Here is a 15664-nt window from a genome sequence, read left to right on the forward strand (position 1 = left end):
GTGCGGGGCCGCGAACCTCCTCGCGGCCCCGCACGGCGGGCCGGGCGTGGCCGGCCGCGGGGCATCGCGGCACGGACCGAACCGGCGGACGAAGCCGTCGGCCCCGCCCCCACCTGGGTTTTTCACCCCGGACTAAAGGGTGTGGTCCGCCTCTTCGCCCGCCCCTAGCGTGGAAGCACAGGGGAAGGACGTGTGGGGATGAACACGCTCGACGACATCATCGGAGCGGTCCGCAAGGACCTGACGGCACGCCGCCGGCTCATACCGGAGGCCGAGCTGTCCGACCAAGTGGCGGAGGTCGGCCCCGGCCTCGACTGCGCCGCGCTGCTCTCCGGCACCGACGGCCTGAAAGTCATCGCCGAGGTCAAGCGCAGCAGCCCGGCCAAGGGGAACCTCGCCGACATCCTCGACCCCGGCGGCCTCGCCGCCGAGTACGAGGCCGGAGGCGCCGCCGCCATCAGCGTCCTCACCGAGCGGCACCGCTTCGGCGGCTGCCTCGCCGACCTCGACGCCGTGGGCGCCCGCGTGCGCGTGCCGCTGCTCCGCAAGGACTTCATCGTCGACCCGTACCAGCTCTGGGAGTCCCGCGCACACGGCGCCGACCTGGTCCTGCTCATCGTCGCCGCCCTCGAACAGCCGCTGCTCGCCGAACTCCTCGCGCTCGCCGCGGAGATAGGCCTGACCCCCCTGGTGGAGGTGCACGACGAGACGGAGGTCAAGCGCGCCCTCGACGCCGGCGCCTGGGTCATCGGGGTCAACGCCCGCGACCTGCGCACCCTGGAGATGGACCGCGGCACGTTCGCCCGCCTCGCCCCCGAGATCCCCGACGGCGTCGTCCGCATAGCCGAGTCCGGAATCCGCGGCCCCCAGGACGCGGCGGACTACGCCGCGCAGGGCGCCGACGCCATCCTCGTCGGCGAGTCCGTGGTGACGGGCGGCGACAGCAAGAGGGCGGTGGCGGCACTGGTGGAGGCGGGACGGCAGCGGGGGAGGGCACTGCGGTAGCCGGGGTCGTGGGGCCGGGCGTCGGGGGTCAGCCCCCTCAACTCCCCAGCGCCCGCTTCCTCGTCACCGCCGCCCACCGCTCGAGCACCGCCGCTGCCGCGCCCGAGTCGATCGCTTCCGCCGCCCGTTCCATCCCGGCCGCGATCCGGTCCGTGACCGGCGCGTCGGCCGGGGCGAGGGCCGCGAGGCCCGCGGCGGCGGAGAGCAGGACCGCGTCCCGGACCGGGCCGCGCGCCCCGGAGAGCAGGTCCCGGGCCACCGCCGCGTTGTAGACCCGGTCGCCGCCACGCAGCGCGTCGGCGGCGGCGTACCCGATGCCGACGTCCCGTGGGTCGAAGGACTCCCTGCGCACCTCGGAGCCGGTGACCGACCAGACCGTGGAGGTAGTGGTGACCGTCAACTCGTCCATCCCGTCGTCGCCCCGGAAGACCAGCGCCGAGACACCGCGCCGCGCGAACACCCCCGCGAGGAGCGGGGCGAGCCGTGGATCGGCGACACCCACCGCGGCCGCCGCGGGCCGGGCCGGATTCGTCAGTGGCCCCAGCGCGTTGAACACCGTACGGACGCCGAGCTCCCGCCGCGGCCCGGCCGCGTGCCGCATCGCCGGATGGAACAGCGGCGCGAAGCAGAACGTGATCCCCACGTCCCCGGCGACGTCCGCGACCTCCGCCGCGGGCAGGTCGAGGGCGACACCCAACTCCTCCAACACGTCCGCCGAACCGCACGCCGACGACGCCGACCGGTTGCCGTGCTTGACGACACGCGCGCCCGCGCCGGCCGCGACCACCGCCGACATCGTCGAGACGTTGACGCTGTGCGACCCGTCGCCGCCGGTGCCGACGATGTCCAGGGCCGGACCCGGCACCTCCAGCGGTACGGCGTGCGCGTACATGGCCTCCACCAGACCGGTGATCTCCTCCACGGTCTCGCCCTTGGCCCGCAGCGCCACCATCAGCCCCGCGAGACGGGCGGGCCCGGCGCTGCCCGACATCGCCTGATCCATCGCCCAGGCGGTCTGCCGCGCGGACAGATCCCGGCGGCACAGCAGCGCGTCCAGCAATTCCGGCCAGGTGAGACCCTCATCGGCGGTCACGGCATTCTCCTCGAAACGGCTCGACGGCGCGGACGACGTACAAGAAACGAGTGAACGCCCTCATTCTCGAAAACCCCGTACGCCACTGCCAGACCACTTCACCGGAACTCGTACGGTCCAATTCGCCATTCACCGGCGCCCGGTCGCACGTGAATGAAAGCCGCACACGAACGGCAGCCGCCGACGAACGACAGGAAGAAGAAAAGAAGCACAAGCGAGAACGCGAGAGAAGGAGGGGCCGGTGGCCCTGCACATAGCGGTGGACGTCGTCAGGGAATCCGAGCAGTCCCTGACCTCTCAGATCCAGCGGTCCATCAGGAAGGAGATCGTGGAGGGCATCCTCCACCCCGGTACGCGGCTGCCGTCCAGCAGACGCCTCGCCGACGACCTCGGCGTGTCCCGCAGCGTCGTCGTGGAGGCGTTCGGGCAGCTCGTCGCCGAGGGGTACCTGGAAGCCGTGCGCGGCGCCGGCACCCGCGTCGTGGAGCACCTGGACGCGGCCCCGCGCCCGGTCGTGCCCACGCTTCTGGACGCGGGCCCGGAGCCGCCGGTGCCCGACGTCCGTTGGGACCTGAGACCCGGCGGCCGCAACTTCTCGGCGTTCCCCCGCCGCGAGTGGCTCACCTGCTACCAGCGCGTCCTGCACAAGGCCGACGCCACCGACCACGGCTACCCGCCGCTCGCGGGCGAACCCGGCCTGCGCACGGAGCTGGCGCACTGCCTGGGCCGGCTGCGCGGCGTGCGGACGAGCCCGCACCAGGTCATGGTGGCCGCCGGGTTCGCGCAGACGCTCAGCCTGCTGTGCACGGCCCTCGCCGAGGACGGCCACGCCCTGCTCGCCATCGAGGACCCCGGCCACCCCGGGCAGCGCCGGTTCGTGCGCGACAGCGGGCTGCGGCCGGTGCCGGTGCCGGTCGACGCCGAGGGCATCGACGTGGACGCGCTCGCCGCGTCCGGGGCGCGCGCCGTCCTCGTCACGCCCGCCCATCAGTTCCCGACGGGCGCCCGGATGTCCGCGCGGCGGCGCGAGGCACTCGTCCGCTGGGCGCGGACGGTCGACGGCCGGGTGATCGAGGACGACTACGACGGCGGCGTCTGGTACGACCGCGACGGCACCCGCCCCCTGGCCCTGCAGCGCGAGGCGCCCGAGCACGTGGTGTACGCGGGCACCGCCAGCAAGTCCCTCGCGCCCGGCCTGCGCCTCGGCTGGGCGGCCGTGCCGGGGCCGCTGCTCGACCGGCTGCTGCGGGTACGGGCCCGGCACGACCTGGGCACCGACACCCTCACCCAGCTCGCCTTCGCCGAACTGCTGCGCGGCGGCCTGTTCGACCGCCATCTGCGCCGGCTCAACGCCCGCTGCCGCAGCCGCCGGGCGACCCTGGAGGAGGCGGTCGCCCGCCATCTGCCGGGCGCCGCGGTCACCGGCCCGGCGGCGGGCCTGCACGCCTACATACGGCTGCCGCCCCACGTCGACGAGGCGGCCCTGGTGGCCGGGGCGCGCGCCCGGTCCGTCCTCGTGCGCGGCGGGGCGGCGTTCCACGCCCGGCCGCAGCGGGCCGTGCCCGCCCTGGTCGTGGGCCACGCCCATCTGCCGGCCTCGGGCCTGACGGAGGCGGTCAGGGAACTGGCCGCGGTGCTCGCCCGGCCGTAGCCGCCGCCCACCGCGCGCTGCCCGCGAGGAAGTTGTCCATCATCGCGAGACCGCCGTTCGTCATCACGCTCTCCGGGTGGAACTGCACGCCCTCGACCGGCAGCGTCCGGTGGCGCAGCCCCATCACATAGCCGTGGTCGAGGGCGGTGGCCGTGGTCACCAGCTCCCGCGGCAGCGGCTCCGCCACGACCAGGGAGTGGTAGCGGGTGGCTTCGAGGGTGTGGCCGAGGCCCTGGAAGATCCCGGCGCCGTCGTGCCGCACGGTGCTGGTGCGGCCGTGCATCACCTGGTCGGCGACCTCGACCCGGCCGCCGTGCGCGAGGGCGATCGCCTGGTGCCCCAGGCACACCCCGAGCAGCGGCACCCGGCCCGCGAACTCCCGCACCAGCTCCACGTGCCCGGACGCGGCCGGATGCCCGGGCCCGGGGCCGAGCACCACCGCGTCCGGGGCGAGCGCGGCCAGCTCGGCGGGGGAGCGGGTCAGGGAGCGGACGACCTCGGTCCGCGCGCCGAGGGTCCGCAGGTACTGGTCGATGATGTGGACGAAGCTGTCGTAGGCGTCGATCAGCAGCACCTTCATGGGCCGCGCGCCCTCCTCCCGGTCCGGCGTGGGCACGTACACAGGGGCACCCTGCGCGGAGAAGCCGTTCACGGCAGCAACTCCTCGCCGGTGAGCGCCCAGTAGGCCGCGCCCATCTTCGCGAGCGTCTCGCGCCACTCGGCCTCCGGGTCGGACTGGGCGACGATGCCCGCGGAGCTCTGCGTGGCGTACGTGTCGCCGTCGTGCTCGACGGTACGGATGCACAGCGCGAGCTCGCTCCAGCCGCGGGCGTCGACGAGGCCGACGGCACCCGCGTAGGCGCCGCGCGGCTCCTCCTCCAGCCCCTCGACGATCTCCATGGCGCGGACCTTGGGCGCCCCGGTCATCGTCCCGGCGGGGAAGGTGGCCCGCACCGCCCGCCAGGGGTCCACGCCCGGTTCGAGGTCCCCGGAGACGGTGGACACCAGGTGGAAGACGTGGCTGTAGCGCTCCACCGCCATGAGCCGGTCCACCGGCAGGGTGCCGGGGGTGGTGACCCGGCCGATGTCGTTGCGGCACAGGTCGACGAGCATCACGTGCTCGGCCTGCTCCTTGACGCTCTCGCGCATCTCCTTGACGCGCCGGGCGTTCTCCTCCTCGTCCGGGCCGCGCCGCGCGGTGCCCGCGATGGGGCGCATCACGATCCGGCCGCCCTCGACGCGGAAGAACAGCTCGGGGCTCGCGCCGATCAGCGTGCGGCCCGCGCGCGGCATCAGATACATGTACGGCGACGGGTTGCGGGAGCGAAGCCGCCGGTAGACGTCGAGGGACGTCAGCTCGGTGCGGACGTCGACGCGGTGGCCGATCTGGATCTGGTAGATGTCCCCGACGCGGATGTGGGCGAGGCAGCGCCCGGCCCAGTCGAGGAACGTCTGCCGGGACACGCTGTCCCGCACGGACGCGGGCGCGGGCGCGGCGGGCACCTCCCGCGGGGGCGCGGCCGCCGCCGCCCGGGCGAGCGCCACGAGCCCGGCACCGCCCGGCCCTCCACCCACCGGAACCTCGCCCACCGGCTCCCCGTCCGCGTCGGCGAACGCCCGGCTGTCGGCCCGCAGATGCGTCACCGAGCCGTCGGCGAGGTCGTACCACACGGTGTGCCGGAACAGGGTCAGCGTGATGTCGGGCCCGCGCGGCGGCTTGGTGCGGGCGGGCAGCGCCTCCATGTGCCAGGCGGCCTCGTACGCGAAGGACGTCAGGAACCCGAACGCGTAGGTGTCCGGGGAGCGCCCCGTCTCCACCGCGAACAGGTGCTGCGCGCCGGCGAGCAGGTCCCACACCTGGCCGGGCCCCGTCAGCCGCAGCCGGTGCACGCCCGGGTCGGGCGCCTCGGGGTGGTCGCCCCTGAGCCCCGCGGCGACGGCGACCGCGGCCAGCGCCCGGGCCAGGGCGGGCGTGCCGTCGAGGTCCACGTGGTCGGCGTACACGCGGATCTCGGCGAGGCGCCCGGAGCCGACGGCGGCCCAGCGCCGGTCCTGGTCGGCGCCGTCGACGCTCTCGAAGAGGAACGTGTCCGGGCCGTGCGCCCCGCGCAGCAGCGCGTACAGGTCGAGGGGGTCGTGCGGCGGCAGGCAGGTGTCCGAGACCCGTACGTCGATCGTCGCCATGTCCGGCATGATGAAACTCCCTGGCACTCCTGGTGAGGGGGACTCCGCGGTCTCTCGCGGTTCTTCTCCGGTTCTCCCGGTTCTCCCGGTTCTTCCGGCAGCAGTGAATCAGCGGACTTCCGGCGCGGCCAGACCAATCGGCGGGCGCGGATGCGGACCAATTCGGAAACGCTTGACCCGGGTGCGGTGGCGCGTATTGAGTGGTCCGCGTTTCCGTTCCTCCAGTTCCGCGTCCGTACGGGGAAGGCAGCCATGAAAGCAGCCAGGAAAGACAGCGACAGAGAACCCGAGGGAAACACCGGGAAAGCCGCTGGAAGCGATACCGGTAGCGATACCGGTAGCGATACCGGAAGTGATACCGGGAGAAACGGTGGAGCCCGTGGCGCAGGGCTCGGCGCAGCGCACGCCGGACGACGCGCCGCCCCCGGGGCCGCCAGCACCGCGGCCGCCGCCCCCGCGGCTGCCGCCTTCACCGTCCACGACGCCGCCCCCGCGGCCTCCGCCTCCGCCGCTTCCTCCTGGCGCGCGTTCCCCGCCCGGCAGCAGCCCGACTGGCCCGACGTGGCCGCCCTGGGCGCCGTCACCCGGGGCCTCGCGGCGGCCCCGCCGCTGGTGGCGGCCGCCGAGTGCGACCTGCTGCGCCGCCGTATGGCGGCCGTGGCCCGGGGCGAGGCGATCCTGCTCCAGGGCGGCGACTGCGCCGAGACGTTCGCGGGGACCGGCACCGAGTCCCTGCGCGGCACGCTGCGCACGCTGCTCCAGATGGCCGTCGTCCTCACCCACGCCACCGCCCTGCCGGTCGTCAAGGTCGGCCGCATGGCGGGCCAGTACGCCAAGCCGCGGTCCAGCCCTGTCGAGGAGCGCGACGGCGTCACGCTGCCGTCGTACCGCGGGGACGCCGTCAACGGCCTGGAGTTCACGGCCGGGGCGCGCCGCCCGGACGCGGGGCGGCTGCGGGCGATGTACGACGCGTCGGCCCGCTCGCTGAACCTGGTGCGCGCCCTGACCACCGGCGGCTTCGCCGACCTGCGCCAGGTGCACGCCTGGAACCAGGGGTTCGTCGCCGCGTCCGGCGCCGGTGAGCGCTACGAGCAGCTCGCCGACGAGATCGGCCGCAGCCTCGCCTTCATGCGGGCCTGCGGCGTCGACACCCGGGAGGTCGCCACCGCGGAGTTCTTCGTGGGGCACGAGGGGCTGCTGCTCGACTACGAGGCCGCGCTGACCCGCGTCGAACCCGGCACCGGGCGCGCGTACGCCACCAGCGGGCACCTGCTGTGGATCGGGGAGCGCACCCGCGAGCTGGACGGCGCGCACGTGGAGTACTTCTCCCGCATCGCCAACCCGATCGCCGTGAAGCTCGGCCCGACGACGACGCCCGACACGGTCCTCGCCCTCGTCGACCGGCTCGACCCGGACCGCGAGCCGGGCCGGCTGACGTTCGTGGTGCGCGCGGGCGCCGACCGCGTACGGGACGTGCTGCCGACGCTGGTGGAGAAGGTCAACGCGGAGGGGGCGCAGGTGTGCTGGGTGAGCGACCCCATGCACGGCAACACGACGACGGCGCCGAGCGGGCACAAGACCCGCCGCTTCGACACGGTCCTGGACGAGGTGCGCGGCTTCGTGGAGGTTCACCGGGAGCTGGGCACGCACCCTGGGGGCATCCACGTGGAGCTCACCGGTGACGACGTCACCGAGTGCGTGGGGGGTGGCAACGCCGTGCTGGAGGAGGACCTTCCCGATCGCTACGAGACCGCGTGCGACCCCCGCCTCAACCATGCCCAGTCCCTGGACCTGGCCTTCCTGCTGGCCGAGCAGTACCGGTCCGCGGCCCGGGCCTGACCCCGGGGCCACGGCGGCCCCGGCTCATCCCGCCCTGCGGCGAAGCTCCCGCCCGGCGGCGAAGCCGTGCGTCCGCTCGGGTCAGGCCGTCGGTCGGCCGCCGCGCCGTCTTGGCCGTTCGCGCAGTTCCCCGCGCCCCTTTGGGGCGCTGCCCGGTCCCGGCCCCCCCGCGTCCGGGGGCCACCGCGCACGCCCCCGGTCGGCCGCCGCGCCGTCGTGGTCGCTCGCGCAGTTCCCCGCGCCCCTTCGGGGCGCCACCCGACCCAGCCCCGCTCCCCTGCGGGGCGGTGTCTCCTAGCCCCGGCCCCCCGCCGTCCCCTCGAGCAGTTCGAACGGTGGCTGTTCGGTGAGGTAGAAGTGGCCGCCGGGGCGGGTGTGGAAGGCGAAGTCGGAGCGGGTCGTCCGGCGCCAGGCCGCGGCCTGGTCGGGGGTGACGCGGGGGTCGTCGACGCCGAGGAGCGCGGTGACGGGGCAGGCGAGCGGGGCGGCGTCCGCCGGGCCCGCGTACCCGGCGACCATGCGGAAGTCCGCGCCCACGTACGGCATCACCAGCTCCAGGAACACCGGGTTCTCCAGGAGTTCCGCCTCCGTGCCGCCGAGGCGCCGCAGGGTGCGCAGGACCTCGGTGTCGTCGAGCGCCGCGGCCCGCTCCGGCGAGCCGTCCGCCAGGTGCGGGGCGCGGGCGGCGGAGACGAAGAGGTGCTCGGGGGCCGCGCCCTCGGCGGCCCAGCGCCGGGCGACCTCGTACGCCACGGACGCGCCCATGCTGTGCCCGAAGAACACCGTGGGCCGCCCGTCCGGCAGCGGCCGCAGCTCCCGCGCGATGTCACCCGCCATGCGCACCAGGTCCGTGGCGGGCGGCTCAGCGATCCGGTCGGCCCGCCCCGGGTAGCACACCACGTGCACCTCGAAGTCCTTGAGCGCCTTGCCCCAGGAGCGGAAGAAGTACGGCGAGCCGCCCGCGTGCGGAAAGCACACGAGGCGCCGCGCCGCGAAGGGCCGGGCTTCCACGACCGTCGTCCACACCATGCTGTCCCCCCACTCACCGGCGTCCGGACGCACCCATGATTCCACGCCGTCCCTGAGCCCGTCCGGACCGCGGGCGACCCCCGGGTCCGGCGCGGACCTGTCAGTCGACTGTCAGGGCCCGCCCGGATGCTGAGCCAAGGAGAGGCGCGCCCTTTGCCGCCCCCGACCAGCACGACCCAATCCCCAGGGAGCTCCCATGCCGGTGACCCCCCCGACGTACCACTCGATCACCGAGGCGCAGATGATGCCGCGCCTCGTGCGGCTCGGGCCGAACCTGTACGGCGCGGTCTTCACCCTGATGAAGCTGTTGCCCGCCCACTTCATCCTGCAACGCGCGCGCGAACGGGGCGAGTTGCACCACAACACGGTGCTCGTGGAGACCACGTCGGGCACCTTCGGCCTGGCCCTCGCCATGCAGGCCGCGCTGACCGAGCGCGAGCTGATCCTGGTCAGCGACCCGGCCATCGACGCGAACCTGCACCGCAGGCTCAGCGACCTCGGCGCCCGCGTCGAGATCTGCCAGGAGCCCGCGCCCGTCGGCGGCTACCAGGAGGCGCGGCTGCGCCGCCTCGCGGAGATCCGCGCGCAGTTGCCGTCGACGTTCTGCCCCGAGCAGTACACCAACCCCGACAACCCGCGCAGCTACGAGCGGGTCTCCGAGCAGCTCATCCGCACCCTGGGCCAGGTGGACTGCCTGGTGGGCCCGGTCGGCTCCGGCGGCTCGATGAGCGGCACCACGCGCGGGCTGCGCGCGTACACGCCGGACACGCTGGCCATCGGCGTCGACAGCCACAGCAGCGTCCTGTTCGGGCCGAGCGACGGCCCGCGCGAGCTGCGCGGCCTCGGCAACAGCCTGTGGCCGGGCAACCTCGACCACGCCCTGTTCGACGAGATCCACTGGTGCACCGCCGAGGAGGCGTACGCGTACACGCGCGCCCTGCACGCCCGGCACGCCCTGTTCCAGGGCCCGACGAGCGGCGCCGCCTACCTCGTCGCGCAGTGGTGGGCCCGCAACCACCCGGACCGGCTGTGCGTGGTGATGATGCCGGACGAGGGCTACCGCTACCAGGCCACCGTGTACGACGACGCGTGGCTCGCCGAGCGCGGCCACGTCCTGGACGCCCGGCAGGACGCCGAGCCCGTCACCGTCACCTCGCCCAAGGAGGCCAGCGGCCGCTGGACCCGCTTCGCCTGGGGCCGCCGCGCCTACGAGGACGTGCCCGGCGTGGTGCCGCGCTCCCCGGCGGGCCCCGTACCGGGCCGCGAGGTGCTGCGGTGACCGGCGGCACCGGGCGGCTCACCGCGGTGCTCGGCCCCCGCACCCGCCGCGTCGTCTACGGCGAGCAGGGGCTCGACGAGGTCCGCGGCGAGCTGGAGCTGACCAGCACCGTCGACCTCGCCCACGTGGTGATGCTCACCGAGACGGGCCTGCTGCCGGGGCCCGCGGCGGCCGCGCTCCTGGAGCGCGTCGGGCGGTTGCGGGCGACCGGCTTCGCGGCCCTCGCCGGCCTGCCCGCGCCGCGCGGCCTGTACCTGATGTACGAAGGCCATCTGACGGCCGAGCTGGGGCCCGACGTCGGCGGCAAGCTGCACACCGGGCGGTCCCGCAACGACCTGAAGGCCACCGTCACGGCCATGCGCCTGCGCGGCGAACTCCTCGGCCTGCTCGGCGAGGTGCTGCGGCTCCAGGCGGCACTGCTGTCCCGGGCCCGCGCGCACGGCGGCGTCGTGATGCCCGTGTACACGCACTTCCAGCCCGCGATGCCCGTCACCTACGGCTATTACCTGGCGGGGCTCGCGGCCGCCCTGGACCGGGACGTCGCGGGGCTGCGGCAGGCCGTGGACGCGCTGGACCGGTGCCCGCTGGGCGCGGGCGCCGTCGCGGGCACCGACCTGCCGATCGACTCCGCCCGCACCGCCGCGCTGCTCGGCTTCGCCGCGCCGCCGCTGCACGCCACGGACGCGGTCGCCGCGCGCGACACCGCGCTGCGGGCGCTCGCCTCGGCCGCGTCGGCCGCCGTGACCCTCAGCAGGCTCGCCACCGACCTCCAGCTCTGGTCCACGCAGGAGTTCGGCTTCGTGGAGTTCCCCGAGCGGCTCGTCGGCGGCAGCTCCGCCATGCCCCAGAAGCGCAACGCCTTCCTCCTGGAGCACGTCAAGGGCAAGGCCGCGGCGGCCATCGGCGCCTGGACGGCGTCGGCGTCCGCGATGAAGGCCACGCCGTTCACCAACTCCATCGAGGTCGGCACCGAGGCCGTCGCCGTGGTGTGGCCCGCGCTCGCCGCGGTGCGCGACTCGGTGCTGCTCTCCCAGGTCCTGGTGAGCGGGGCCCGGCCGGTGCCCGCGCGCATGGAGCAGCGCGCCAAGGAGGGCTTCGTGACCGCCACCGCGATCGCCAACCGCCTGGTCGCGCGGGGCGTTCCGTTCCGCGCCGCCCACCACGCCGTGGGCGCGGCCGTCCGCGAGGCGATCGCGTCCGGCGCCCCCGAGCTCACCAAGGTCACCGTTCCGGACGGCTTCCCCGTCGACGTCGGCGCCGGGCTGCCGCCGCTGCCCGACGTCGTCGCCGCCCACGACCGGGGCGGCGGCCCCGGCGCCGCCACCGCCGTGGTGACCGCCCTGCGCGACCGCCTCGCCGCCCACCACGACTGGATCACCACGCACCGGGCCCGGCTGCGGGACGCGGACCGGCTGCGCGAGCGGGCGGTGGCGGACGTCGTCGCCCGCCACGGAGGGACACCATGACCACGCCACCACCCGACCGGACGCGTACGCCATCCCCGTGGTGCGCCTTCGTGGAGAGCAACACCACCGGCACCGGCCGGGAGTTCTGCGCCGCCGCGCGCGCCCGCGGCCTGCGCCCGGTGCTCCTGACCCGCGACCCGGACCGCTACCCGTACGTCGCCGAGGACGCGGTCGCCGTCCGCGTCCTGGACACCGGCGACCTGGCGGCGGTCGTGGCCGCCTGCGAGGCCCTCGCGGAGGACGGAGGCCTGGCCGCCGTCGCCTCCAGCTCCGAGTACTACGTGGCGACCGCCGCGCGCACCGCCGCCAAGCTCGGCCTGCCCGCCGCCGACGGCGACGCGATCGCGCGCTGCCGCGCCAAGGACGAGCAGCGGGCGGCGCTCGCCGCGGGCGGCGTGCCGGTGCCCGCGTTCCGGGCCGTGGAGAGCGCCCCGGACGCCGTGCGCGCGGCCACCGCCATCGGCTTCCCCGTCGTCCTCAAACCGGTCGCGGGCTCCGGGTCGGTCGGGGTGCGGCTGTGCCGGGACGCCGCCGAGACCGAGGCCTGGGCGCGCCACCTGCTCGGCCGGTCCACCGACGAGCGCGGCACCCCGGTGCCGGGGCGGCTGCTCGTCGAAGCGGCCGTACGGGGGCCGGAGTTCTCGGTGGAGACCCTCGACGACCGGGTGGTCGCCGTCGTCGCCAAGCACGTCGGGCCCGAGCCGTACTTCGTGGAGACCGGGCACGACGTGCCCGCGCCCGTGCCCGCCGCGACGGCGGACCGGCGGGCCGGCACCGACCTGCGCGCGCTGTGCGCGCTCGGCCTCGGCTGGGGCGCCGCCCACCCCGAGCTGCGCCTCGCGGCCGACGGGCCCGTCGTCATCGAGGTCAACCCGCGGCTCGCGGGCGGCATGATCCCCGTCGCCGTCCGGGCCGCCACCGGCGTCGACCTGGTGGACGCGGTGGTCGCCCGCGCCACCGGCCTGCCCGCGCCGCCCCCGGCCCCCGGCGCCGGGCACGCCGCCGTGCGCTTCCTCACGGCCGACGGCGAGGGCCTGGTCACCGCCGTCGACGGCGTGCCCGAGGCCCGCTCGGCGCCCGGGGTCGCGGCCGTCACCGTGAGCACGGCCGTCGGCAGGCACCTGCGCCGCACCCACTCGTTCCTCGACCGCCTCGCCTGCGTGGTGGCCACGGGCCCCGGCACCGCCGAGGCGGCCCGGCGCGCACGGGACGCGGTGGACCTGATCACCGTCACGCGCGAGGAGGGGGCGACCGCCCGATGACGTACGACGACACCACCAGGGAACCCGCCACCCGCATCCCCCGCTGGACCGCCCCCGCCGGGGGCGGCACCGGCACCGGCACGCACACGGCCCGGCTGCCCGCCGACGTGGCGAGCGCCCTGGAGCGCACCGCGCGCGACCTGGGCGCCACCCTGCCCGCGCTGCTGATCGCCGCCCACGCCCGCGTCCTGGCGACCCTCACCAACGAACGCGACCTGCTCGTCGGGTACGCCTCCGGCGCGCCGGACGGGCTCCGGGGCCCGCTGCGGCTCGCGGTCCCCGACGCGACGTGGGCGGACCTCGTGGCGGGCGCGGCCGGGGCGCGGACGTACCGGGGCGCGCTGCGGCCGGAGGTGGCGCTGGACCTGTCCGGCCTCACCCGTGAGCCCGGGCCGGTGGAAGCGGACCTGCCCGGTGGTGTCGTCCTGCGGGTCGCCTTCGCCCGCGAGGGCGACGGCGGCCTCGCGCTGCGCGTCACGCACGACACCGCCGCGCTCGACGCCTCCTACGCCGAGCGCGTCGCGGGCTACCACCGGGCCGCGCTGCGCCTGGTCGCCGCCGGCCCCGCCGCCCGGCACGACCGGCAGAGCCTGCTGTCCGCGCGCGAGGTCGAGGCGCAGCTCTACGACCTCGCGGGCCCGCGCACCGAGCTGCCGCGGCGGGCCTTCACCGAGCTGTTCCGGGACCGGGCGCGCGCCGCGCCGGACGCGGTCGCCGCCGAGCACGGCGCGCGCCGCTGGACGTACCGGGAGCTCGACGAGCGCTCCGACGCCGTCGCCCACGCGCTGCTCGCCGCCGGGCTCGGCCGCGAGGACGTCGTGGCCGTGGTGCTTGAGCGCGGCCTGGAGTGGATCGCGGCGGCGCTCGGCGTGTTCAAGGCGGGCGGCGTCCACCTGCCCGTCGCCCCCGACTTCCCCGCCCCGCACGTGGCCGCCCAGCTCTCCCTCGCCTCCTGCGCGTTCGTCCTCACCGAGCCGGACACGGAGGACCTCGTACGGGAGGCCGCGGCCGCGGCCACGGCGGACCCCGTGCCGCTGTCCGTGCCCGGCGTCCTCGCCGCGGGCGGGCCCCCGGGCGCCCCCGACGTCACCGTCACCCCGGACCAGGCGGCGTACCTGTACTTCACCTCGGGCTCCACCGGCACCCCCAAGGGCGCGGTGTGCGAGCACGCCGGGCTGCTCAACCACCTGCTCATGAAGGCCGACGACATGGGCCTCACCGCCGGGGCGGGCGAGGTCGTCGCGCAGACCGCGGCGCAGAGCTTCGACATCTCCCTGTGGCAGTTCGCGGCGCCGCTCGTCACCGGGGCCGCCGTACGGGTCGTGGACACCGCGGCGCAGCTCGGCGTCGACGCCTTCCTGGACGAGCTCGACGCGGGCCGCGTCACCGTGGCCCAGGTCGTCCCCTCGTACCTGGAGACGCTCCTCACCCACCTGGAGCGGTACCCGCGCCCGGCCCCCGCCGCGCTGCGCGTGCTGTCCGTGACGGGGGAGGCCCTGGGGCTCGACCTGGTGCGGCGGTGGTTCGCGCGGTACCCGGGGATCCGGCTCGTCAACGCGTACGGCGCCACCGAGGTGTGCGACGACACCGTGCACGAGGTCCTCGACGGGGTGCCCGAGCGCGGCTTCGTCCCCCTCGGCCGCCCCCGCCACAACGTCCACACCTACGTCCTGGACGCCAACCTGGCCCTGGTGCCGCTCGGCTCGACCGGGGAGATCGCCTTCTCGGGCGTGTGCGTGGGCCGCGGCTACGTCGGTGACGACGAGCGCACCCGGCAGACCTTCGTGCCCGACCCGTTCCGCGCGGGCGCCCGCCTGTACCGCACGGGCGACTTCGGCCGCTGGCTGCCCGAGGGCCGCCTGGAGTACCTGGGCCGCCACGACGAACAGGTCAAGATCCGCGGCTACCGCATCGAGCTGGGCGAGATCGAGAACCGCCTCCTGACCATGCCCGGCGTCCGCGAGGCGGCGGTCGTGATCGACAGCGGGGCGGGGGTGCTGCGCGGCCTCACGGCGTTCTACAGCGGCACGAGCGGGCCCGACGGGGCCGGGCCCGCGGAGACCGCACCCCACAGCACCGGGGCGCACGCGACCGGGCCCCACGCGACCGGGCCCCACGCGACCGGGCCTCACGCGACCGGGCCCGGCCCCGGGCCGTACGGGACCGGGCGGCCCGGGATCGTGGGGCCCGGCGCGGCGGAGAGCGCCTCCGGCGCGCTGTCCCCGGGCCGCGCCCGTGACTTCCTCGCCGCGCTCCTGCCCGACCACATGGTCCCCGCCTACTTCCACCGCCTGGACCGGCTGCCCCGCACCGAGCACGGCAAGGCCGACAAGAAGGCCCTGGTGCGGCTCGCCCGGACGCTCGGGCACGGCGGCGCCCCGTACACCGCGCCGAGCACCCCGGCCGAGCAGCGGCTCGCCATGCTGTGGGCGGAGGTCCTCGGGGTCCCCCTGGAGCGCATCGGGCGCGGCGACAGCTTCTTCGCGCTCGGCGGCACCTCGCTCGCCGCGGTCCGGCTGCTCGTCCACCTCGACCGGGCCCTGACCCTCGGCGACCTGGCCGCCCGGCCGGTCCTCGCCGACCTCGCGGCGGTCCTCGACGGCCACGCGACGGGGGCGCCCGGCCTGCTCCAGCCGCTGTCCGCGGTCCGCAGCCCCCGGTACACGCTGATCTGCTTCCCGTACGAGGGCGGCAACGCCGTGAACTTCCGCTCGCTGGCCCGGGAGCTGGCGGACGACGGCGTCGCCGTGCTCGGCGTGGAGCCCCCGGGGCACGACGTCGCGGGCGCCGACGCGCCGGTGGACGTGCGCGAGCTGGCCCGGCGCGTGGCCGGCGAGCCGGCCGCGCACGGCACCG

General features: G+C 75.9%; 11 protein-coding genes. 7 read left to right on the top strand and 4 right to left on the bottom strand.

Annotated features, from left to right (window positions below; genetic code table 11):
- Positions 1-198: 198 nt before the first annotated feature.
- A complete protein-coding gene (gene trpC, locus IE330_RS33865) occupies positions 199-1005 on the top strand; it encodes an indole-3-glycerol phosphate synthase TrpC (protein ID WP_190140012.1) in 807 nt (268 codons plus the stop codon).
- 37 nt (positions 1006-1042) lie between these two features.
- Here trpC and trpD read toward each other — a convergent pair whose 3' ends face one another.
- On the bottom strand, positions 1043-2098 hold the full coding sequence (trpD, locus tag IE330_RS33870; RefSeq protein WP_190140013.1) for an anthranilate phosphoribosyltransferase: 1056 nt from the start codon (positions 2096-2098) through the stop codon (positions 1043-1045).
- Positions 2099-2339: 241 nt separating this feature from the next.
- Here trpD and pdxR point away from each other — a divergent pair, with 241 nt between their 5' ends.
- On the top strand, positions 2340-3749 hold the full coding sequence (gene pdxR / locus IE330_RS33875) for a MocR-like pyridoxine biosynthesis transcription factor PdxR (RefSeq protein ID WP_190140014.1): 1410 nt from the start codon (positions 2340-2342) through the stop codon (positions 3747-3749).
- On the opposite strand, the gene IE330_RS33880 is transcribed toward pdxR, so the two are convergent.
- Together IE330_RS33880 and IE330_RS33885 are read right to left on the bottom strand one after the other, a co-directional pair.
- Positions 3715-4329: an anthranilate synthase component II gene (locus IE330_RS33880; RefSeq protein ID WP_190140021.1), complete on the bottom strand. Its 615-nt coding sequence runs from the start codon at positions 4327-4329 to the stop codon at positions 3715-3717. The genes pdxR and IE330_RS33880 overlap by 35 nt on opposite strands.
- 68 nt (positions 4330-4397) lie before the next feature.
- The gene (locus IE330_RS33885; RefSeq protein ID WP_373314798.1) at positions 4398-5933 is read right to left on the bottom strand and encodes an anthranilate synthase component I family protein; all 1536 of its coding nucleotides are present in this window, start codon (positions 5931-5933) and stop codon (positions 4398-4400) included.
- A gap of 561 nt (positions 5934-6494) precedes the next feature.
- Here IE330_RS33885 and IE330_RS33890 point away from each other — a divergent pair.
- Positions 6495-7772 carry a class II 3-deoxy-7-phosphoheptulonate synthase gene (locus IE330_RS33890; RefSeq protein ID WP_229926117.1) on the top strand — a complete coding sequence of 426 codons (1278 nt, stop codon included), beginning with the start codon at positions 6495-6497 and terminating at the stop codon, positions 7770-7772.
- Between the two features lie 294 nt (positions 7773-8066).
- Here IE330_RS33890 and IE330_RS33895 read toward each other — a convergent pair whose 3' ends face one another.
- Positions 8067-8801, bottom strand: coding sequence for a thioesterase II family protein (locus IE330_RS33895; protein ID WP_190140016.1), 735 nt, complete (start codon positions 8799-8801; stop codon positions 8067-8069).
- Between the two features lie 196 nt (positions 8802-8997).
- Between IE330_RS33895 and IE330_RS33900 the strand changes: the two genes are divergently transcribed.
- The 4 genes from IE330_RS33900 to IE330_RS33915 all read left to right on the top strand — a co-directional run.
- Positions 8998-10080, top strand: coding sequence for a pyridoxal-phosphate dependent enzyme (locus tag IE330_RS33900; RefSeq protein ID WP_190140017.1), 1083 nt, complete (start codon positions 8998-9000; stop codon positions 10078-10080).
- Positions 10077-11546 (top strand): argininosuccinate lyase, encoded by a 1470-nt coding sequence (gene argH / locus IE330_RS33905; protein ID WP_190140018.1) that lies wholly within the window; start codon positions 10077-10079, stop codon positions 11544-11546. Before IE330_RS33900 ends, argH begins: the two co-directional genes overlap by 4 nt.
- Positions 11543-12808 carry an ATP-grasp domain-containing protein gene (locus tag IE330_RS33910; RefSeq protein WP_190140019.1) on the top strand — a complete coding sequence of 422 codons (1266 nt, stop codon included), beginning with the start codon at positions 11543-11545 and terminating at the stop codon, positions 12806-12808. Before argH ends, IE330_RS33910 begins: the two co-directional genes overlap by 4 nt.
- A partial coding sequence (locus tag IE330_RS33915) for an amino acid adenylation domain-containing protein (protein WP_190140020.1) occupies positions 12805-15664 on the top strand: 2860 nt, incomplete at its 3' end. The genes IE330_RS33910 and IE330_RS33915, both read left to right, overlap by 4 nt.

Origin of the sequence: Streptomyces longispororuber (assembly GCF_014656095.1) — a bacterium.
GTDB lineage: Bacteria > Actinomycetota > Actinomycetes > Streptomycetales > Streptomycetaceae > Streptomyces > Streptomyces longispororuber.

Bases quoted from the DNA above. Each gene is read 5' to 3' on its own strand.
- trpC (WP_190140012.1), top strand. From the start codon at position 199: ATGAACACGCTCGACGACATCATCGGAGCGGTCCGCAAGGACCTGACG.
- IE330_RS33880 (WP_190140021.1), bottom strand. From the start codon at position 4,329: ATGAAGGTGCTGCTGATCGACGCCTACGACAGCTTCGTCCACATCATC.
- IE330_RS33885 (WP_373314798.1), bottom strand. From the start codon at position 5,933: ATGGCGACGATCGACGTACGGGTCTCGGACACCTGCCTGCCGCCGCAC.
- IE330_RS33895 (WP_190140016.1), bottom strand. From the start codon at position 8,801: ATGGTGTGGACGACGGTCGTGGAAGCCCGGCCCTTCGCGGCGCGGCGC.
- IE330_RS33900 (WP_190140017.1), top strand. From the start codon at position 8,998: ATGCCGGTGACCCCCCCGACGTACCACTCGATCACCGAGGCGCAGATG.
- IE330_RS33910 (WP_190140019.1), top strand. From the start codon at position 11,543: ATGACCACGCCACCACCCGACCGGACGCGTACGCCATCCCCGTGGTGC.